We start from the raw sequence: 19,891 nt of genomic DNA, 5'->3' as shown, positions 1-19,891 counted from the left end.
TTGGGTTGGTGATTTGCAGATTGTAACTTTAAATGCGACGGTGGACGATGGATGCAAATTTTCGATCTGCGGTCCATCGTCCACCGTCTATCGGCCATGGTTGGTTACAGCGGCTCGAACCTTGCCGTGAAATGGCGCAGCAACTCCGGCGCGTAGGTGAATTTATACCCGCGGATTTTGTCCGCGCGTGATTTGATCGCGGCGAAACAATCTGCCACGTAATCGAGGTGGCTTTGCGTGTACGTTCGCCGTGGGATGGCGAGGCGCAGGAGTTCGAGTTTGGGGTAATGCCATTTTTGCGTTTCGGGGTCTAGACAGGCGAACATAACCGAGCCGATCTCCACGCCACGGATGCCGCCTTCGCGGTACAGTTCTACCGCCAATGCCTGCGCGGGGAATTCGTAATTGGGAATGTGCGGGAAGATCGCGCCCGCGTTGACGTACACACCGTGCCCGCCGGTCGGCTGGATGGTGGGAATGCCCGCTTCATTCAGGCGCGAGGCGAGATACGCGGTTTGCCCGAGGCGGTAGCGCAGGTAGTCTTCGTCCAAGCCTTCGTACAGTCCCACCGCCATTGCGTCGAGGTCGCGTCCTGCCAGTCCACCATAGGTGGGGAAGCCTTCGCGCAGGATCAGCTCGTTCTTGATGTTTTGGAAGAGCATTTCATCGTTCAAGCACAGCAGTCCGCCGATGTTGACGATGGCATCCTTTTTCGCGGACATGGTCATGCCGTCTGCCAGCGAGAACATTTCACGCGCGATCTCCTTGACCGACTTCTGCCCGTAGCCGGGCTCCCGCTCCTTGATGAAGAAGCAGTTTTCGGCGTAGCGTGCAGCGTCGATGAAGAACGGGATTCCGTTCTCGTGATAGACATCCGCCACTTGTTTGAGATTCTCCATCGAGACGGGCTGTCCGCCGCCCGCATTGTTGGTGACTGTGATCATCCCCAGCGGAATTTGTTCACGCCCATACTTTGCGATGAAGGCTTTGAGTTTGGCGATGTCCATGTTGCCCTTGAAGGGATGGCGGTTTTCGGGGTCGTGCGCTTCATCAATGACGAGGTTGGCGGGACGACCCTGCCGCGCGCGGATGTTGGCGTCGGTGGTGTCGAAGTGCATGTTGCTGGGAACCCATTGCCCGGGCTTCACCAGACACGCGGCCAGAATATTTTCGGCGGCGCGTCCCTGATGAGTGGGGGCAAAATGCTTGAAGCCGAAAACATCCTCCACCGCGGCTTTGAGCCGATGGAAGGAGCGCGCGCCCGCGTAGGATTCGTCGCCGCGCATGATGGCCGCCCATTGCTCGGAACTCATCGCGCCTGTGCCGGAGTCGGTCAGCAGGTCAATGAACATGTCTTCGGCGTTCATCAGGAACAGGTTGTAGCCCGCTTCTTTTAAGGCAGCTTTTCTCGCTTCACGCGGAATGAGATGGATGGCTTCGGTCACCTTGATACGAAAGGGCTCGGGCAGATATGGCTTGGTCATTTTGTCTCCTTTAATTTGAGTATGCGTCAAATCTTGGGTAGCGAGCCTGGCGATCTTCCCCTATTTTGCCATTCGGTCTCCAATGACGAGGTTATTCTACAACTAATTCCAATCTCGATGCTAGAACAAATGTCATGTAATCCATAACCTTTTTCGCAAAAGTATATGTGATCTGTCCAGTTTGTCTAAAATTTAGGCGTTATTTTCAACCCATGCCTTGCAGGGATTGAAATATCTTTAGAGCAAGTGGTTTTAAAGTGATTAGAGTTTTAAAGATGCGCATAATGAATTTGTCTTTATTTGAGTATTCCAGGGGTTGATGAGGACAATGATCTTTATCGGGTGCGAGCAATGATGGTGGAGGACTTTGCCCAAGATAAAGTCCTCCACCGAGGAATTTGAATGGGATGGTAATCTGACCCTTTCCCCCTGCATTCGTCATTTTCTTGTATGGAAAGTTGGATTTTTGCGGTTTGCAAAATAGCCTATGCAAGGCAATTGCATAGGCTATTTGATTGCGATGTTTTTTTTGAAGATTTACTTGAATAGGGTCGTCCAGCGATAGAACACGTTCTCGGCGTCCTTGCCGCGGATGGAGGTACTCAGATCGTCGCGGATCTCGTGCTGGTTCGGGTAGATGAAATCGTGCCAGCCGTAGCCCCAGGCGATCACCCCGTTGACCGGTGTGTCGGGGGTCTCGTACAGGGCCCGCATCAGGGTCTCGAGCACTGCCGCCTGGACGCGGTCATCCCGCACCAGGTCCGGGTAACGCCCGCCGGGCTCGATCCAGCCGTTTTCCAGCACGCCGTCGTAGCTGCTGACGATCGGGCTGTGGAGCACCTCAGGTACGCCGGCGAAAACCATCACGTTGGGGGAAAGCACGTATGTCTTCCAGCGCTCGGTCATCTCGTCGAGCTGGCCGGAGGTCACCCCGGCCATGACCTGCTCGATGCCGATGTCGATGATCACGAAATCCAATTCGTGCATGAAGGTGTAGCCTTCGTAGTCGGCAGTCATATCGAAGCGCCCGCCGCCCAGTTTGCCCGAGAAGACTTGGCGGACCTGTGCAATGGTTTCCAGCCACTCGGCGTCGTCCAGCGCGACCATCTCCCCTGAGTTCATCCAGATTGTCCCGGGCGTGACCAGCAGGCGGTCGAAGCCGGCCGCCTCGGCCATGCGCGCTTCCTCCAGGATGGCCGCCCGCCAACTGGCGTGCAGGTCGGCCGTGGCCTCTCCAACGTCGAAAGTGTTGTAGCGCTGGATTTCAACCTCCACGTCGTACAGGCTGCCATACTCGCCGCTGTTGAAGTAGTCCGCAACCTTGTCATAGAAAGCCGTGTCTAGGAGGGCCAGCATCAAGACGGCTTCCTGCCCGTTCTCGTGGGCGACCCGGGCGATACGCTTCATCTCGGCCTGGGTCAGTGACTCGACCCCGGGGTAATCGAAGCGTTCCAGGGTCAGGTCGTCGTCCACCAGCATGATGAAATCCGATACCATGAATTGCTGAGCGCCCATCTGTGCGCTGCGCTTGGCGGTGTTCTCCAGGTTGTTGTGCTTGCGCGGGTCGGTGCCCAGGGTGACGGTGTCGTACCACAGGTCGCGGGCGAACTGCGGTATGCCTTCGTACAGTCCCTGGGGGATGATGTAGTTGTTGCCCCAGTAGTCGGCCGGGAAGACGACGAAGGCGATGTCGCGCTCGATCGGCGGATACTCGTCGGTCCCGGGCAGGTAGTCCAGTTCCTGGTAGACGAAAGGTTGGAACTCGTTGTCGCCGAAACTACGCATGAACATGCAGCCGTTGGCCACCTGCAGGTTCTGCGCCCCGACCTGGTCGGTCGTCCGCCGGATGATATCGTCGATCACCGTCGGGGGGTAGTCGACGCAGTCCACTTTGGATACGCACCAGGGCGGCTGCGGCCAGGGTCCTTCCGGCGGGCAGATGCCCAGCACAGGCACCGCTCCCAGAGAGCAAATTACCAGCAGGCCAGCCAGTACAACATACAAACATCCGCGCCCTTGTTTCCGAGACTTTATTCCCTTGGACATGATGCCCTCCCGTTTTTTTTAACTAATGAGGATTATCTAATAGATTATACGATTTTGTGGCATTTTGCACAATTACAAATCTGAAATGTAACCTTCGTGTATGAGTTGAATATTGCATTCCCTTTTTCAAGGGGTATAATTAAGCCTGTCAATACCGCACGGCATCTGCAAGCCATCTCATTGCCAAAGGATTTGCATGTGACCACCATCTTCTTTGCCACAGACATTCACGGGTCAGATATTTGCTGGAGCAAGTTTTTGAACGCGGGGAAGTTCTACAGCGCCGACCAGTTAATCCTCGGCGGCGACATGACGGGCAAGGCGGTGGTCCCGTTCGTGCACCAGGGCGGCAAAAATTATCGCATCACTTTACTCGAACAGGTGTTTGATACGACAAATGACGACGAACTGCAGGACATGGTCATGCGTGTCCGCAGCCGCGGTTATTACCCCTACATGACAACTCCCGATGAAATTGCCGAACTGGAGAAGGATCCCGGACGCGTGAGCGGGATCTTCCTTGCCGAAGTGCTCAAGGTCGTCCAACAGTGGATGGATCTGGCGGATAAAAAACTGGAAGGCACGGGCATGATGCTGTATTGCTGCCCGGGCAACGACGATATGGATGAAGTGGATGAGATCGTTCGCGCCAGCCGCAGCGTGGTCCTGGCCGAGGGGCAGGTCACTACCCTGAAAGGCGGTCACGAAATGATCGCCTCAGGTTGGAGCAACAGAACTCCCTGGGATACGCACCGTGAAGAGGACGAGGACCAGCTCAAGGCCAGGTATGATGCGATGACCTCCCAGCTGAAAGACCCGCACAATGCCATTTTCAATATCCATGTGCCGCCGTATAAATCCAACCTCGATGAAGCTGCGGAATTGGATGAAAACCTGCGCCCGAAGATGGCGGGGCAGGCGTTGAAGGCGGTTGGTTCGACAGCCCTGCGACAGTCGATAGAGGAAGTGCAGCCATTGCTCGGCTTGCACGGACATATCCACGAAGGGCGCGGTGTTTCGCGCATTGGAAAGACTCTTTGCGTCAACCCCGGCTCGATGTATGAGCAGGGCACGCTGCTCGGCGCAATTGTGAGACTCGGAAAAAACAAGGTTGAAGATTACGTTTTGACAACAGGGTAAGCTCCCACGCCCCCTGGAGAGGCATGGGTTAAAACACATAACCAAAAGAGGAGAATGTTATGAGCAACTTGTTTGTCCGTAAAGCGACCGGCCTGGTGCGTTCCTGGTCGGTCATGGACGCGTTCATCTACGCGTTGTTTTCCATCAACCTGATCACCCTCGGTCTGTACAGTTTCAGTCAGATGTATTATTTCGAGGGCGGCATGGTGAATGCGTTGATCATCAGCGCATTGTTCATTTTCTTTGAAGTCGTTGTGTATGCCGCGTTGATCGCCGTCATGCCCCGTTCGGGCGGCGATTACGTCTGGCAGAGCCGTATTCTCGGCGGCGCAGTCGGCTTCATCCTGGCAGTCACAGGCTGGTGGTTTATTTTGTGGCTGTGGGTTCCCCTGTATGGTGATATGTTCCGCCATATTGTGCTTGTGCCTTTGCTCGGTGTTTTTGGCGCGAAGGACCTGGCGTTATGGTTTGCAGGCACCAATGTCGGTTCATTCACGGCTTCGATCATTACGCTTGCGATTGTCAGCCTCTTCATCATGCTTGGCATGAAGACCTATGCACGCATTCAAAAATTTTCCTTTTACGGCGGTATGCTGGGCCTGCTCATTGTCATCGTGCTGTTGCTGACGGGTTCCCCTGAAGCCTTCAAGTCGGGACTGGAGGCGAACGCCGCTTCCATGTTTGGTGCGGAAGCCGGCGTGTATGATGCGACGGTTGCACTGGGGACCGAGGCCGGCGCAATCACTCCGTTTGCGGGCGGCTCACTGGCTGTGATCTTCCTCGTCATTCCCTACATGGTCTTCTTCAATTTATGGCCCAACTGGGGCGCAACCCTCTACGGTGAAGTGCGCGGCGCAACCGATTTCAAGCGTAATGTCGCGGGAATGGGCTGGGCGCTCGGCATTACGACCCTGCTGGGCATCGTCCTGCTCTTTGCCATCCGCAATACGATTGGCTGGGATTTCTATGTTCAGGCCGGAGCCGCGTGGTGGAATTACGCCTGGGGCTACAGTGAAGTGGCGCCTGCGCTCCCAGTCTGGCCCTATCCCGCCATGCTGGCTGCCTTCCTCACCACGAATCGGTTTGTGCAATTCCTCGTGGTTGGATTGATGAGCCTGTGGTGGTTTGGCTGGTGCGCCACCGTCTTCCTTTCCTCCACCCGCGTGATCTTTGCCGCCGCGTTTGACCGGCTGCTCCCCGAATCGGTCGCAAAACTGGATGAGCGCACCGGCACTCCGGTCAACGCCTTGTTATTGATGGTGGTTCCATCGCTTGTGGTTGCCTATATGTTCGCGTTCGACATCGCCAACTTCCAGACGTTGACGCTTTGCTCCACGCTGGTCATCGCGGTGACGTTCCTCGGCACCACGATCTCCGCGATCGTCCTGCCGTATACCAAACCCGACCTGTACAAAGCCTCGCCCATCGCAAAATACAATGTGTTCGGCCTGCCGCTGATCTCGGTGGCCGGTGTGATCTTTGGCGGTTTCCTTGTCTATCTGCTCTATCAGTGGATATTCGACCCGAACCTTCTGTATGGCATCGGCATCAGCAACACCAGCTCCGTCTATTACATGCTCGGTAATTATGTGCTTGCCGCGGTGATCTACTACGGATTCAAATCCTATCGCAAGAGCAAGGGCATTGACCTGAGCAAGGTTCAGGCTGAGATCCCGGTGGAGTAATCAATGCAAAGACCTGATAGGTTTCTTTGAAACCTATCAGGTCTACTTCAAGGTGAATGGATGGCGCTTACATCGCAAGAGATATTGACGGAAATGCATCGGTTGATCGAAGCGGGGAATGCGAGGGATATCCAAATCCGCGCAATTGGCGGCTTGGCTGTGCAGGCGCATAATAAAACGAATCACCCCCTGTTTACCCGCGAGTTTGCCGACCTCGATTTTGTGGTTGCCAGGAAACAGCGCCGTGAGTTTGAGACATTCATGCCCGAGGTGGGATACAGTCCGGATAAGCAGTTTAATGTATTGAACGGCGCAACCCGCCAGATCTATTTTGATGACAAAACCGACATGAAGATGGACATCTTCATCGGTGATTTTGAAATGTGCCATAAGATTCCGCTTGAAGAGCGCCTGACCGCCGACCCTGTCACCATTCCGCTGGCGGAGTTATTGCTTTCCAAGGCGCAGATCGTGGAACTCAACCGCAAGGACCTGCTTGATATTACATCCATTTTGTTGAATAACGAAACCGGCCGTGATGATAACGAAAAGATCAACCTGCAAATCCTCGTCCGGTTATGCAGCCAGGATTGGGGCTTGTACAAGACCACGTCCATTAATTTACAGCGTGTGGAAGACTTGGTCGGCGAGGCCGGTTTACCGCTTGCAGATGAGGAGCGTGCGCTTGTGATACGCCGTGTGCGTGAAATCCAGCATGCGTTTGAAACAATGGAAAAACCAATTGCCTGGCAGTTGCGAGACCGCGTCGGCACGCGCGTCAAGTGGTATATCGAGGTCGAAGAAGTGGATCGGTAAGCCGCCGGGGACGGCGGCTTGAGCATTTGATATGAACAGAAAAATTCGGCTTATCATCGGGCTTGTCATCATTCTATTTTCCATTTCATTATTGGTCTGGGGATATTTTCCCAATCCGCGCGAGACTCGCGAGCGGACGATTCCCCCCGCCGAACTGCAACTGCCCACGCCATCCTCTCTTTATTTTGAGGTCCGGTCTGCGCTCAATCTGAACCTTGAGCCTGTATCGTGACAGCCAGGCCGTTTCCTCCCCGACGTTTTCTCCCTTCCGCTTTTGCATTGACGGTCGTATTTGTGGTCGCCGCCTGCGGGTGGGCGGCGGTTCCTTCTCCTGTGGCAGAGGAAGCTCCTGCGATGGAGGAACCAACCACAATGACTGTCGTGACGGCGCTCCCTCCCACCTCCGTTGCGCAGCCAACACAGCCTGTACTGCCGACGAATGTGCCGGTACAGCCGGAAATCCCTGAAACCCGCCGCCTGACGCTGGAATATCCGCTCAAGATGAAGGCAGGCGCCGAAGGGGATATTGTCCGCCTGACGCTTGAAGTGGATGACCTGGGAAATATCATGCCCACTGCGCACATCGGCGGCAATATCGTGGTTGGTGAAGTGCTCGAGGTCCCCAATTTGTATGCAACACATTTTGTCACTGCCGAGGCGCGCATCGACATGGCCGGCATGGAGGTCAAGCCGGCGGGTTCCATTTACGAACCGATGAAACAGGGACAGACTGTGACCTTTTATTGGAGCATTCGCCCGCAGGAGACCGGGCTGTATCGCGGCACGGTCTGGCTCCATCTTGTGTTTGTCGACCGTGTCAGCGGCAAGGAAAGCCGTATGGCGGTATCAGCCCAAATCGTCGAGATCGAGGCGGTGGACTTCTTTGGTTTCTCGGTCAATTTTGTACGCACGTCCGGCGTGGTTGGCTCCGTGCTCGGTCTCGTCGTCGGATTCCCTTTTTTGGATGACATTGTGAGGTACCTGTTCAGCCGTAAAAGGAGGAAAAGAGGAAACAGAAGTGATTTCAAAAATATGACGAATATCACCTAAAAAATTGACATGCTTTACAGAGGCATGTTTGTTCTCTATGGTACAATTCGCGCAATTGTGTACTAAATCTCACGATGGAGTGACGTAAATGAACGAGTGGCTGTATGTGGCGTTATTTATCGTTGTCGGGTTGATCATTCCCATTGGCGCGATTGCGGCAGGCTTCATTTTGGGGCCCAAAAAACCAAACCCCATTAAAGAATCAACGTATGAGTGCGGCATCGAACCTGTGGGGGAGGCCTGGGTTCAATTTAAAGCACAGTATTACATTTTTGCCCTGGTCTTCCTCGTCTTCGACGTGGAGGCGGTTTTCCTCTTTCCGTGGGCTGTAAAGCTCGGCCAGCTGGGGTTGTACGCGGTGGTCGAAGGCATTATTTTTGTTTCGATCCTTGTTGTCGGCCTGGTATATACCTGGCGCAAAGGGATGCTGGAATGGGTGTAGTTCTTGTCTAAAATAAAGAAAAGGCTGATCGGATTTTTCCCGTCAGCCTTTTCTTTGTGTAACAGGAGTGAATTATGAATTTTTGGAATGACCCTCTTAAAGTTGCTGCGGCCTGGCTGGAAGGCATATTTACGGGCTGGGGCATGGATGCCGTTCTTGCCCATGTGCTGGTTGTCTTCCTCGGTGTATTTCTGCTCATCATGGTGTTGATGGTGCTGGATATTTTCCTCGTTTGGATCGAGCGCAAGGTTGTGGCCCGCTTCCAGGACCGCCTGGGACCCAACCGGCTTGGTCCCTTTGGTTTGATCCAGCCGTTCGCCGACATCATCAAGCTGATCATCAAGGAGGATACAACCCCCGCCGGTGCGGACAAAGTGGTCTATAACCTTGCGCCCATCCTTTCGATGATGTCTGTCTTGATTCTGTGGGCGGTGGTGCCACTGGCGCCCGTCATGCTCGGCGTCGATCTGAATGTCGGCGTGCTGTTCCTGATCGCTGCGGGTGCGATCGGCACGCTCTCCATAATCATGGCGGGCTGGTCATCGAACAACAAGTTTGCCATGATCGGCGGCTTCCGCCAGGTGGCGGTGATGATCTCTTTTGAAATCCCAATGCTGACCATGCTGTTGATACCCGTCATTCTCGCAGGGTCGATGAGCATGAATACCATCATCCAGTCGCAGAACACCTGGTACTTTTTCCTTTCACCGCTGGGTGCAGTCATCTTTATGATCGCTGCAATTGCAGAGTTGGGACGCGCTCCCTTCGATCTCGCTGAGGGGGAATCTGAATTGGTGGCTGGTTTCAACATCGAATATTCGGGCATGAAGTTTGGCATGTTTTTTGCGGGCGAGTTGTTACACGCTTTCACATTTGGAGGTTTTTGGGCGATCCTGTTCTTTGGCGGTTACCGCTTCTTCGGTTTGGAGCAGGTCAGCCCGTTCCTCGCGATCCTGATCCTGGTCATCAAGGCGATGATTGGCTATTGGGTAATCATGTGGGTCCGTTATTCAATGATGCGCATCCGTATCGACCAGATGCTCGCCTTCAACTGGAAATTCCTGACGCCGCTTTCCTTTGCGCTGGTGCTGGTGACTGCCCTGATGAACGCGCTTCTTGCCAACGCCCCGGCCTGGCTCTTCATGCTCGGCATGTTCCTTGCGAATGTCGCGACCGGCTGGATCGCGCTGGAGATCGCCCGTGCTGTCGCCCGCAGGGAGCGTGTGCGTTTGGAAGGCTTCAAAAAAGTAACGGAGGTCCCGCATTAATTGGGATGATGTGCCATGACTGGTGAACAAATCATTTTTCTCATAACGGCTGGCTTCACCCTCGGCTCCGGGCTGATGGTGGTGACGACGCGTAACTTGATCCACGCGGCGTTATGGCTGGTGTCCACGCTGTTCGGCGTAGCGGTGATATATGCCCTGTTGAATGCCGGATTTATCGCTGTGGTGCAGGTGACAGTGTACATCGGTGCAATTGCCATTCTCTTCATCTTTGCGGTCATGCTCACCCGCAAGGATTTGCGCGACAACACTCCCCAGATGAACAAAAACTGGTGGGCGGGTGCGCTGTTGGCGGTGTTGACGTTTGCGGGGCTGGCGTTCCTGCTTCAGGGTTGGAGCGGCTTCTCGAAGGCGGCATCCGCCATCCCGTCCGGTTTTGATGCGGTCGGAGAGCTGGGTGAAGCGCTGGTTTCGCCGAATGCCTACGTCCTGCCGTTTGAAGTGGCATCCGTCCTTCTATTGGCGGCACTGGTGGGCGCAGTGTATATCGCGTTCAATAAGAAATAGGAGCAGCGCAGATGATCCCTCTTTCCTGGTATCTCATTCTTGCGGCGGCGTTGTTCAGCATCGGTTTGTTCGGCGTGCTGGTACGCAGGAATGCGGTTGCGATCCTGCTTGGCGTGGAGCTCATGCTCAACGCAGTGAACATCAACCTGGTGTCCTTCTGGCGCTATGGCGATGTAACTTCGATGTCCGGACAGGTGTTCGCCGTCATTGTCTTTGCGGTCGCTGCCGCTGAAGTTGCCGTGGGCCTGGCTTTGGTCATTTCTGTATACCGCCGCCGCAATACGGTTGTTGCAGACGAACTCGATTTGATGAAGTGGTAGGGACTTATGACGACTGAGACATTGATCTGGCTTATCCCGCTCCCTCCCGTGCTGGCGTTCTTTTTGATCGTGTTGTTCACGAATAAAAGCAGGGCGCTCAGCCACACCCTTGGCGTGGGGGCGGCCGCACTTTCATGGCTTGTAAGCATGATCGTATTCTTTCGCGCGATTGGTACGGAGCATTTAGGCGAGCATCCGTTCGCATCTTCGATCAACTGGCTTCCAACGGGTACCACCTGGCTGAAGATCGGCGTGTTGATCGACCCGCTAGGCGCAGCGGTACTGTTTTTTGTATCCATCACCATCTTTATGATCTTCCTGTACAGTGTTGGCTATCAAAACTACGGTCAGCCGCTAGGCGACCATGACCGCGCAGGTCTGCCGCCGCACGGCGCAACGGTCACCGACGAACATGGACACAAGCACACTGTTCCATCCGTCGAGCCGATGTATTCGCGTTTCTTCGCCTTCCTTGGCTTGTTCGCCTTTGGCATGTACGTACTGGTGATCTCCGACAACCTGCTGACCATGTTCGTCGGCTGGGAGATCATGGGCTTGTGCTCCTACCTGCTGATCGGTTTCTGGTACGGAAAAGAATCTGCGCGTAATGCTGCCATCAAAGCCTTCATGACCACCCGCATCGGCGATGTGTTCATGTTATTGGGTATTGCCTTCTTGTACAGCGTGACGGGGACACTTTCCTTCCGCGAGATATTTACCGATACGATCTTGCACACGCTCGCCTCGGTTCCAACGGGTGTGTTTGGTCTTTCCGCGGCCGGCTTGATCGCCATCCTGCTCTTCATCGGGACGATCGGCAAATCCGCGCAGTGGCCCCTGCACGTCTGGCTTCCCGATGCGATGGAAGGTCCGACGCCTGTCAGCGCGATGATCCATGCGGCCACGATGGTGTCTGCGGGCGTGTATGCGGTCATTCGCATGTTCCCGCTGCTTACAGCCGGCTATGATGGTCACGGCTTGCCGCCCGAAATGATGGTGGTCGCCTTCATCGGAACTTTCACCGCCATCTTCGCCGCAACGATTGCCGTCGCTCAAAATGACATCAAGCGCGTGCTGGCGTACTCGACCATTTCCCAGCTCGGCTTCATGATCGCCGCGCTTGGTATTGGCGCGTATGTTGCCGCCGCGTTCCACCTCATCACCCATGCCTTCTTCAAGGCTTTGCTCTTCCTTGGTTCCGGTTCCGTCATTCACGGCATGGAGCACGGCGTCCTGCATACGGGCAATCACAAAGTAGACCCGCAGGATATGTTTAACATGGGCGGTTTGCGCAAGAAGATGCCCATCACATTCTGGACGTTCCTGATTGGTGGTTTTGCGCTCTCAGGCTTCCCGCTCGTGACGGCTGGTTTCTGGTCGAAGGATGAAATCCTCGCGGATGCGTGGTATCACAATCACTATCTCGTTTTCGGCACGCTCGCCCTTGCCGCCTTCCTGACCGCGTTCTACACCATGCGCCAGATCACATTGACCTTCCTTGGAGAGCCCCGTACAAAAGAAGCGGAACACGCACAAGAGACTCCCTGGACGATGACTACCCCGCTCGTTGTGCTTTCGGTCTTTGCCATCGGTTACGGCTGGGTCGGCATCCCTGAGAAGTTTCCGCTGATCGGCGGGCTTTTCCCGAACTGGTTCCATGATTTCGTCGGGCATACGCTGGCAGAAGTGCCGAAGGCTCCCGAATTCAGTTGGATTCCATTACTGACTTCCATCGTCGTCGCGCTTGGTGGTTTGACGGCTGGTTACTTTGCCTATCGCAATGTCAAATCATCCAAAGAGGACAAATTGCAAATCCCCGTCCTCAAGAACAAGTGGTACTTCGATGAACTGTACGACTTCCTGTTCGTCAAACCGTCTGCCTGGATTTCGGAAGTCCTTGTCTCGAAGTGGATGGATCAAGGCTTGATCGACGGCCTCCTCCATATTTTTGGACCAACTACCGGCGGAATCGGAGGCGCGATCCGCAACTACTTCGATGTGCCGGTCATCAACCGCTTCTTCGGCGACGGTTCCGCCGATGCCACCTGGTGGGTTGGCAAGAACCTGCGTCCCATTCAAACGGGTCGCATCCAGCAGTATCTCATCCTTTCGCTGTTTGTCCTGATCGTTGTGGGCGGACTGCTTTACTTCCTTTTACTGGCATAGGAGCACAAGATGGAATTTCTCAACACTCATCTCCTTAGCCTGATCCTTTTCGTGCCGGTGATTGCGGCATTGATCATGCTTTTCCTGCCGGGCGGCGAGACGAAACTCCTGCGCTGGTTCGCGTTTTCCGCCAGCCTGATTCCCTTCGTTCTCACGCTCGTGGCGTGGACAAACTTCAACCCAAATGCAGCGGGCTTCCAATTCGTGGAAAAATACGTGTGGTACGAAGCCATCAACTCGTCCTTCCACCTCGGTGTGGACGGCATCTCACTCTCGATGGTCTTGCTCACCACCCTGCTTACACCGCTCTCCATCCTCGCCTCGTTTAGCATCACCGACCGCGTCAAGCCGTACATGATGCTCTTCCTGTTCCTCGAAACAGGAATGCTCGGTGTGTTCATGTCGCTCGACCTGCTGATCTTCTTCGTCTTCTGGGAGATCGGCCTTGTACCGATGTACTTCCTCATCAACCAGTGGGGCAGCGCCAATCGGGATTATGCTTCGCTCAAGTTCATGATCTACACCATGGGTGGATCGCTCGGTCTGCTGCTCGCTGTGCAGATGCTCGGTGTTCTTTTCGGGACCTATGACCTGGTCTCGTTATATCAGCAGTGGAATTCGCTGACAGCGGATTCTGTTCTGCTCGGCATGTCGGTACATACGGTCAAGACCATCGCCTTCTGGGCGTTCGTGATCGCCTTCGCGGTCAAAGTCCCGTTGTGGCCCTTCCATACCTGGCTGCCTGATGCGCATACCGAAGCTCCCACGGCCGGCTCGATGATTCTGGCTGGCGTTCTGCTAAAACTTGGCGCGTATGGTTTCATCCGCCTTGTGCTTCCGCTCTATCCGCTTGAAGCGAAGATCTTTGCCGGCGCGCTGGCATTCCTTGCGGTTGCGGCAATCGTTTTTGGTGCGTTCGGCTCCTACGGCCAGACGGACTTCAAGCGTCTGGTCGCATACTCGTCTGTAAACCACATGGGATTTGTGGTGCTCGGCATCGCCGCGGCAGGTCTGGCATCCGGCACAGTGGATGCGCACATTGCCATGAGCGGCGCGGTCCTGCAGATGTTCAACCACGGCTTGTCGGCGGCGGGGATGTTCTTCCTGGTCGGCGTTATCTACGAACGAACGCACACCCGCGATCTTGGTAAATTTGGCGGTTTGTTCCCGCTTGTTCCCATCTACGGCGGCATCCTGATCTTTACGTCAATGGCGTCATTGGGGCTGCCCGGACTCAACGGCTTCGTCTCCGAGTTCATGGTGGTGCGGGGGTCCTACCCTGTGCTGACCATTTACACTGTCATCGCCATGCTCGGCCTGCTTTTTACCGGCGCGTATATTCTCAAGGGGATCAAGAACGTCCTGCATGGACCCATGAACGAACACTGGGCGCACGGCGAACACAAACTGACCGAGATCAACACGCGCGAGCTTTTTGTGATTGTTCCACTCATGATCCTGATGCTTGTCATCGGACTGTGGCCCGCGTGGATTTTGGAAATCATCAACAAAGCCGTCGTGGCTCTGTTCTAAGAGGTGGATGATGAATTTTCCCATCCTGAGTATCATCACTTTCCTTCCCTTTGTTGCAGGCGGCATCATCCTGATGATGCCTGCAACGCGGAAGAATGAAACCCGCGCCATTGCGCTTGCGGCGGCAACGCTCGACCTGCTGCTTTCCGCATGGGTCTATCTTCAATATCTCACCCAGGGCATGACGGGGTACCAGTTCCTGGAGCAGTACACCTGGCTCCCTCAGCTGGGCATCACGCTGTACTTTGGTGTGGACGGCATGAGTGCCCCGCTCGTCCTGCTGACAGGGATTGTCATGTTCACAGGCGTGCTTATCTCCTGGGGCGACGATGATAAGCATGTCATGGCCGGCATCCAGGATCGTCCGCGCGAATTCTTCGCCTTCCTTTTCCTGCTGGCGGGTGGGGTGTTCGGCGTGTTCGTTTCGCTCGACCTGTTCATGCTGTTCTTTTTCTATGAGATCGCCGTCTTCCCGATGTACCTGCTGATTGTCATTTGGGGCTGGATCAAGACACGTGAGTACGCCGCCATGAAATTGACCTTATACCTGTTCATCGGTTCCGTGGTTTCCCTTGTGGGTGTCCTCGTCATGTACTGGACACAGTATCAAAATACAGGCGTGCTTTCATTTGACATGCTTCAAATGGAAAGTGCGGGCTTCTCGTCCACTTTCCAATATATCTGGTTCCTGCCCGTCTTCCTCGGCTTTGCAGTACTGGGCGGTATCTGGCCCTTCCACAACTGGTCGCCGGATGGCCACGTTGCCGCGCCGACAGCCGTCTCCATGTTCCATGCAGGCGTGCTGATGAAACTCGGCGCGTTCGCCGCCCTGCGCGTGGGCGTGATGCTGCTGCCTGAAGGCGCAAAACAATGGTCGTGGCTTATTATGACATTCGCAGCGATTGCAGTCGTATACGGCGCGTATATTGCTTTCGTCCAGACTGACTTGAAATATATGATCGGTTTCTCGTCCGTTTCCCATATGGGTTTGGTGATGCTCGGCATTTCCACGCTCAATCAAACCGGCCTGACCGGCGCCGGTGTGCAGATGTTCTCGCACGGTGTAATGACCGCCCTCTTCTTTGCCATCACCGGCATGATCTACGATAGGGCGCACACCCGCATGATCCCCGAGCTGGGCGGCATGGCAAAGATCATGCCCCTTGCCACGGTGGGTTTTATCATCGGCGGCCTGGTCTCCATGGGCATGCCGGGTTTCTCCGGATTCGTGGCGGAATTCCCCATCTTTATGGGGGTCTGGGAGGAACAGTGGCTGGTGGCAGTCATTGCCAGTGTTTCCATCGTCATCACCGCGGCATATATCATGATGAATATTCGCAAAGTTTTCTTCTCTCCAATGCCTGAAAACCTCGAAGGGCACGTCGGCGATGTCACCGTGCTGGACAAGGTGGCGATCGTCGTCCTGTGCTTCTTCATGGTCATCATCGGTCTGTTCCCCGCCGTGATGGTGCCAATGGTTGCGACAGGTGTTGAGAATATCATGCGCTTGCTGGGAGGTGCATAATGTTTACCCCGCTCACGTTCGCATCCATCCTCCCTGAAATTTTGATCCTCAGCTTGGGCATCCTGATTCTCATCTTCGAACCGTTCTGGAAGGAAGACCAGCGCCGCAATGCAGGCTGGCTGACAGCGGGCGGTCTCTTTATCGTGATGATAATCAGCCTGCTGTTTGGCCGTCCCGCTGAACCCACTGCCACACTTGGTGGGATGATCCGCTTTGACTGGCTGGGCTTCTTCTTCAAGATGTTGTTCATGTTTGCCGGGGCAGTGACAGCACTCCTTCTGATGGACCATGAACGAGCAGGGCGGCGAGGCGAGTCTTATCTCCTGCTTCTCGCTTCGCTTCTCGGCATGAACCTGATGGCTGTTTCCTCCGACCTGGTCATGCTCTACCTGGCGATTGAAACAGCATCGATACCGCTTTACATCCTTGCCGGCTTTTTACTCGCGGATGAGCGCTCGACCGAGGCGGGCTTCAAGTATTTCCTGTTCGGAACGCTGGCTTCGACCATCATGCTGTATGGCTTCAGCCTCATCTTTGGATTTTCCGGCACGACCGATCTGTATAAAATCGCGACAGTATTCGCCTCGGGGGATATCTCTCCGCTGCTTGGCTTCGGGGTGTTGATTCTGGTTATTGTCGGCCTCGGTTTCAAAGTGGCGATTGTCCCATTCCATTTTTGGGCGCCGGACGTATACCAGGGTTCTCCCACGCCTGTGGCGGGGTATCTTTCCACCGCCTCGAAGGCGGCCGGCTTTGCCGTGATAGTTCGTTTGCTCTTTGTGGCATTGCCAGACTTCGCATCCTCGTGGACTCTGATCCTTGCAGCGCTGGCGGCGATCACCATGACGGTCGGGAACCTGCTCGCGCTTCCGCAGACGAACATCAAACGCCTGCTGGCATATTCCTCGGTTGCACATGCGGGCTATGTCTTGATCGGCGTGGTGGCGTTCAGCCAATTGGGCGCGGCGAGTGTGGTCTTCTATCTTGCGGCGTATATAGTCACAAATCTGCTCGCCTTCGGCATCGCCATGGCCTTCAGCCGCATCACCGGATTGGAAGATATTAAGGATTACGCAGGCTTGAGCCGCCGCAACCCGTTTATGGCGCTGATGATGCTTGCCGCGTTCCTCTCGCTGGCAGGCATGCCGCCGTTCGGTGGATTTGTGGCAAAGATTTTTGTCTTTGCGGCGGGCGTGCAGGCAAATTACATCTGGCTGGTCGTTGTGGGCATCATCAACTCGATCATCGGCGTGTACTACTACCTGAATGTGTTGAAGTATGTCTATCTTTACCGCATGCCGAATGAAGACGAGGAACAGCACCCTGTCCCGTTGACCCGTCCATATGCGATTGCGCTGGTTGTGTTGACCATCGGCGTGATTTTTGTCGGCACGGTTTTTGCGCCGTGGTTCAAATGGGCGGCGGAAGGGGCTTTTCTCCTCTTCAATTGACGCGGAAAAACCTTGTGATATAATGTTCAACTTATGAGCCAACAGGACGAACAGCGAAAAAAAGATCAGGCGCAGTACAGGTTGAACCTCACCCTTGCCGCTGTTGCCGGGCAGGTTGGGCTGGTCACTTTGGTGATTATCGCGATCTCCCTGATCGGCGGTTTGGCGCTGGACGACTATTTCAACACCAGGCCGATGTTTACAATCGTATTGATGATTGCAAGCGTGCCGGTGACGATCGTATTGATGTTCCGAATCGTGCAGGCGGCTACCAGCCGGATACAACCTGTTGAGAAAAAAGAATCTGTATCCCCCTCGGAGGACAAGAATCGTGAGTGAAAAAATTCAAGGTGGGTGGCGCTATGGTAAGGCCCGTTGGGTTGTGCTGGCTGCCATCATTTTGGGGTTGTTCCTGTTTACCGGGTTTTTCGGTGTTGGGCTTGGGATTAAGCCGATCATGCCGCATGTGTATCTACCTGGTGAAAAATTAAGTGAAACGCCATTGTTTGCAGGATTCTACATTACCAACACTTTTGTCGGCCTCCTTCTGGCAGATGTTGTTGTGCTTTTGATCGCCATTGCTGTCTCCCGCGGTGTCAAAAGCGGCAAACAGGTTCTGACCGGCATAAGCGGGGCTGTTGAAGCCTTGTTGGAAATGCTGTATGGCATTACTGAAAGCACGGCCGGCAAATGGACGAAGCAGATCTTTCCTTGGTTTGTTACCATCACTCTTCTGGTGCTGGCGGCCAATTGGTCCGGTCTTATTCCGGGGAATGAAACTGTCGGGCTGGTTCATCATTACGAGGGTCATGGCTCCGACTTGAAACAAATTGGCCCGGTCACCACCATCTGGGATGAATCCAAAGCAGGGGAGGCGCATCAAGGTGATTATGCCATTGTGCCCTTCCTGCGGCCTGCTTCGACGGACCTGAATTTTACATTCGCCCTGGCAATCGTCGCGGTGGTGATGATTCAAGTGTTTGGCTTCCGTTCGCAGGGAATGGGATATCTCACCAAGTTCTGGAATACCAAGACCCTGTTTAGCAAACCCATTTTTGGAGTCATTGATTTTGGTGTGGGGCTGCTGGAACTGGTTTCGGAGTTTTCCAAGATACTTTCATTTGCCTTCCGTCTTTTTGGCAACATGTTTGCAGGTGCGGTGCTGTTGTTCGTTATTGGCTCCTTGGTGCCGGTTTTTGCCCAGTCCATGTTCTATCTGCTTGAGTTCTTCGTCGGACTTATTCAGGCCATTGTGTTTGGCATGTTGACCATGGTGTTCATGTCGCAGGCCACTCAGGGACATGGTGACCACCACGAGGAAGCGCACTAAAACAGTAAATATTCGGGTGGCAAGGCGGACCCGGGTTGTTATTTATTTCAAATGGCGGATTATCCCGCCCGAATCTAATCACGGAGGATTTTCTACAATGGATGCTGAAGCTGCAAAATTAATTGGCGCTGGCCTGGCCATGATCGGCGCAATCGGCGCGGGTGCTGGTATTGGTATCGTGACCGGTGGCGCCGTTCAAGCCATGGCGCGCAACCCTGATGTCACCAGTACGATTCAGACAAACATGATTCTCGGCATTGCTTTCGCTGAAGCGGTTGCCATTTACTGTCTGGTTGTCGCCCTGCTCATCCTGTTCGTTTTCTAAATCGGAGGATCCATTGGACGCTCTTGGTCTTAATCTTCCCTTTTTGCTTGTTCAGGTTGTGAACCTGATCATTGTGTACACGGTGGTCGCAAAGTGGATTGTTGCTCCCATCATGGGTTTGATGGAGAAACGCCGTCAGGCGATCGCACAGGGTCTTGAAGATGCCCGTGTTGCCGCGGAAGCCCGTGCAAATGCGGAGAAAGATGCTGCAAAAATTCTTGCCGACGCGCAAGCCGAAGCCAGCAAGGTTGTTCGTGAATCTACCGACCGCGCTGCCTCAGCCGGCAGGGATGTGAAAGCTGCGGCCGAAGCCGAAGCCGCCAAGGCGCGCGAAGCCGCCCTGGCGGATGCTGAACTTGAACGCAACCGCATTCTCGGTGATCTGCGCGGGCAGGTGGCAGCCCTGGCCATTGCCGCTGCGAACAAGCTGGTCGGTGAGGCATTGGATGAGAAGAAGCAGCGCGCTTTGATTGACGAATTCTTCTCGGGGGTGAAGGGCGGCAAGGTGGTTGTGGCGGAAGGCCTTACGGGCGATGATGCCGTGGTTACCAGTGCGCTTCCCCTCACCAGTCAGGAACAGGACTCGGTGAGGAAGAATATTTCTGCGAAGGAAGTTTCCTTCAAGGTTGACCCCTCCATTCTGGGCGGTCTCGTTATCAAGGTTGGCGACAAGGTTCTGGACGGCTCCGTTGCGGGCAGGCTCGAAGGCCTGCGCCAGACGTTGAAGTAAAACACAGAAACGTGAAGTCAAGGGTTTTGGTAAAATTGCCAAAACCCTTTTTGTT

19 protein-coding genes are annotated in these 19,891 nt (G+C 54.6%); 17 read left to right on the top strand and 2 right to left on the bottom strand.

From position 1 onward, the window contains the following. Window positions 1-104: 104 nt before the first annotated feature. Both QY332_13525 and QY332_13520 read right to left on the bottom strand, forming a co-directional pair. Window positions 105-1,484 carry a tryptophanase gene (locus QY332_13525; protein ID WKZ34635.1) on the bottom strand — a complete coding sequence of 460 codons (1,380 nt, stop codon included), beginning with the start codon at window positions 1,482-1,484 and terminating at the stop codon, window positions 105-107. Window positions 1,485-2,021: 537 nt separating this feature from the next. Further along, window positions 2,022-3,530, bottom strand: a complete 1,509-nt coding sequence (locus QY332_13520; GenBank protein ID WKZ34634.1) for a hypothetical protein — start codon at window positions 3,528-3,530, stop codon at window positions 2,022-2,024. A 198-nt stretch (window positions 3,531-3,728) separates the two neighbouring features. On the opposite strand from QY332_13520, the gene QY332_13515 reads away from it, so the two are divergent. From QY332_13515 to atpF, 17 genes are all read left to right on the top strand, one after another. Further along, the gene (locus QY332_13515; protein WKZ34633.1) at window positions 3,729-4,670 is read left to right on the top strand and encodes a hypothetical protein; all 942 of its coding nucleotides are present in this window, start codon (window positions 3,729-3,731) and stop codon (window positions 4,668-4,670) included. A 59-nt stretch (window positions 4,671-4,729) separates the two neighbouring features. Then, window positions 4,730-6,355 (top strand): APC family permease, encoded by a 1,626-nt coding sequence (locus QY332_13510; GenBank protein ID WKZ34632.1) that lies wholly within the window; start codon window positions 4,730-4,732, stop codon window positions 6,353-6,355. Between the two features lie 60 nt (window positions 6,356-6,415). Beyond that, on the top strand, window positions 6,416-7,171 hold the full coding sequence (locus QY332_13505) for a nucleotidyltransferase family protein (protein ID WKZ34631.1): 756 nt from the start codon (window positions 6,416-6,418) through the stop codon (window positions 7,169-7,171). A gap of 31 nt (window positions 7,172-7,202) precedes the next feature. Continuing rightward, window positions 7,203-7,403, top strand: coding sequence for a hypothetical protein (locus QY332_13500; GenBank protein WKZ34630.1), 201 nt, complete (start codon window positions 7,203-7,205; stop codon window positions 7,401-7,403). 140 nt (window positions 7,404-7,543) lie between these two features. Further along, window positions 7,544-8,221 carry a hypothetical protein gene (locus QY332_13495; GenBank protein WKZ34629.1) on the top strand — a complete coding sequence of 226 codons (678 nt, stop codon included), beginning with the start codon at window positions 7,544-7,546 and terminating at the stop codon, window positions 8,219-8,221. An 88-nt stretch (window positions 8,222-8,309) separates the two neighbouring features. Then, window positions 8,310-8,663 (top strand): NADH-quinone oxidoreductase subunit A, encoded by a 354-nt coding sequence (gene ndhC / locus QY332_13490; GenBank protein ID WKZ34628.1) that lies wholly within the window; start codon window positions 8,310-8,312, stop codon window positions 8,661-8,663. A gap of 74 nt (window positions 8,664-8,737) precedes the next feature. Then, a complete protein-coding gene (nuoH, locus tag QY332_13485; GenBank protein WKZ34627.1) occupies window positions 8,738-9,931 on the top strand; it encodes an NADH-quinone oxidoreductase subunit NuoH in 1,194 nt (397 codons plus the stop codon). Window positions 9,932-9,946: 15 nt separating this feature from the next. Beyond that, complete coding sequence (locus QY332_13480; GenBank protein WKZ34626.1) at window positions 9,947-10,456, top strand: NADH-quinone oxidoreductase subunit J; 510 nt, start codon at window positions 9,947-9,949, stop codon at window positions 10,454-10,456. An 11-nt stretch (window positions 10,457-10,467) separates the two neighbouring features. Next, a complete protein-coding gene (gene nuoK, locus QY332_13475; protein ID WKZ34625.1) occupies window positions 10,468-10,776 on the top strand; it encodes an NADH-quinone oxidoreductase subunit NuoK in 309 nt (102 codons plus the stop codon). A 6-nt stretch (window positions 10,777-10,782) separates the two neighbouring features. Continuing rightward, window positions 10,783-12,942, top strand: a complete 2,160-nt coding sequence (gene nuoL, locus QY332_13470) for an NADH-quinone oxidoreductase subunit L (protein ID WKZ34624.1) — start codon at window positions 10,783-10,785, stop codon at window positions 12,940-12,942. Window positions 12,943-12,951: 9 nt separating this feature from the next. Next, window positions 12,952-14,475 (top strand): NADH-quinone oxidoreductase subunit M, encoded by a 1,524-nt coding sequence (locus QY332_13465; GenBank protein WKZ34623.1) that lies wholly within the window; start codon window positions 12,952-12,954, stop codon window positions 14,473-14,475. A 7-nt stretch (window positions 14,476-14,482) separates the two neighbouring features. Next, complete coding sequence (locus QY332_13460; protein WKZ34622.1) at window positions 14,483-16,000, top strand: NADH-quinone oxidoreductase subunit M; 1,518 nt, start codon at window positions 14,483-14,485, stop codon at window positions 15,998-16,000. Next, the gene (locus QY332_13455) at window positions 16,000-17,451 is read left to right on the top strand and encodes an NADH-quinone oxidoreductase subunit N (protein ID WKZ34621.1); all 1,452 of its coding nucleotides are present in this window, start codon (window positions 16,000-16,002) and stop codon (window positions 17,449-17,451) included. Before QY332_13460 ends, QY332_13455 begins: the two co-directional genes overlap by 1 nt. A gap of 33 nt (window positions 17,452-17,484) precedes the next feature. Beyond that, window positions 17,485-17,790, top strand: a complete 306-nt coding sequence (locus tag QY332_13450; protein WKZ34620.1) for an AtpZ/AtpI family protein — start codon at window positions 17,485-17,487, stop codon at window positions 17,788-17,790. After that, entirely contained in the window at window positions 17,783-18,781 is a 999-nt protein-coding gene (gene atpB / locus QY332_13445; GenBank protein ID WKZ34619.1) for a F0F1 ATP synthase subunit A, read from the top strand. The genes QY332_13450 and atpB overlap by 8 nt, the downstream gene beginning before the upstream one ends. A 97-nt stretch (window positions 18,782-18,878) precedes the next feature. Next, on the top strand, window positions 18,879-19,106 hold the full coding sequence (gene atpE / locus QY332_13440; GenBank protein WKZ34618.1) for an ATP synthase F0 subunit C: 228 nt from the start codon (window positions 18,879-18,881) through the stop codon (window positions 19,104-19,106). 13 nt (window positions 19,107-19,119) lie between these two features. Continuing rightward, complete coding sequence (atpF, locus tag QY332_13435) at window positions 19,120-19,836, top strand: F0F1 ATP synthase subunit B (GenBank protein ID WKZ34617.1); 717 nt, start codon at window positions 19,120-19,122, stop codon at window positions 19,834-19,836. Window positions 19,837-19,891 lie beyond the last annotated feature (55 nt).

The sequence above is a fragment of the Anaerolineales bacterium genome, from assembly GCA_030583885.1.
Taxonomy (GTDB): domain Bacteria; phylum Chloroflexota; class Anaerolineae; order Anaerolineales; family Villigracilaceae; genus Villigracilis.
This window is presented reverse-complemented; position numbering and strand designations above follow the sequence as displayed.

What these genes read in the sequence shown, in the direction of transcription:
- nuoL (WKZ34624.1), top strand. Translation starts at nt 10,783, where the DNA reads ATGACGACTGAGACATTGATCTGGCTTATCCCGCTCCCTCCCGTGCTG.
- QY332_13510 (WKZ34632.1), top strand. Translation starts at nt 4,730, where the DNA reads ATGAGCAACTTGTTTGTCCGTAAAGCGACCGGCCTGGTGCGTTCCTGG.
- QY332_13465 (WKZ34623.1), top strand. Translation starts at nt 12,952, where the DNA reads ATGGAATTTCTCAACACTCATCTCCTTAGCCTGATCCTTTTCGTGCCG.
- QY332_13480 (WKZ34626.1), top strand. Translation starts at nt 9,947, where the DNA reads ATGACTGGTGAACAAATCATTTTTCTCATAACGGCTGGCTTCACCCTC.
- ndhC (WKZ34628.1), top strand. Translation starts at nt 8,310, where the DNA reads ATGAACGAGTGGCTGTATGTGGCGTTATTTATCGTTGTCGGGTTGATC.
- QY332_13455 (WKZ34621.1), top strand. Translation starts at nt 16,000, where the DNA reads ATGTTTACCCCGCTCACGTTCGCATCCATCCTCCCTGAAATTTTGATC.
- QY332_13505 (WKZ34631.1), top strand. Translation starts at nt 6,416, where the DNA reads ATGGCGCTTACATCGCAAGAGATATTGACGGAAATGCATCGGTTGATC.
- nuoH (WKZ34627.1), top strand. Translation starts at nt 8,738, where the DNA reads ATGAATTTTTGGAATGACCCTCTTAAAGTTGCTGCGGCCTGGCTGGAA.
- QY332_13450 (WKZ34620.1), top strand. Translation starts at nt 17,485, where the DNA reads ATGAGCCAACAGGACGAACAGCGAAAAAAAGATCAGGCGCAGTACAGG.
- QY332_13495 (WKZ34629.1), top strand. Translation starts at nt 7,544, where the DNA reads ATGACTGTCGTGACGGCGCTCCCTCCCACCTCCGTTGCGCAGCCAACA.
- nuoK (WKZ34625.1), top strand. Translation starts at nt 10,468, where the DNA reads ATGATCCCTCTTTCCTGGTATCTCATTCTTGCGGCGGCGTTGTTCAGC.
- QY332_13460 (WKZ34622.1), top strand. Translation starts at nt 14,483, where the DNA reads ATGATGAATTTTCCCATCCTGAGTATCATCACTTTCCTTCCCTTTGTT.
- atpE (WKZ34618.1), top strand. Translation starts at nt 18,879, where the DNA reads ATGGATGCTGAAGCTGCAAAATTAATTGGCGCTGGCCTGGCCATGATC.
- QY332_13520 (WKZ34634.1), bottom strand. Translation starts at nt 3,530, where the DNA reads ATGTCCAAGGGAATAAAGTCTCGGAAACAAGGGCGCGGATGTTTGTAT.
- QY332_13525 (WKZ34635.1), bottom strand. Translation starts at nt 1,484, where the DNA reads ATGACCAAGCCATATCTGCCCGAGCCCTTTCGTATCAAGGTGACCGAA.
- QY332_13500 (WKZ34630.1), top strand. Translation starts at nt 7,203, where the DNA reads ATGAACAGAAAAATTCGGCTTATCATCGGGCTTGTCATCATTCTATTT.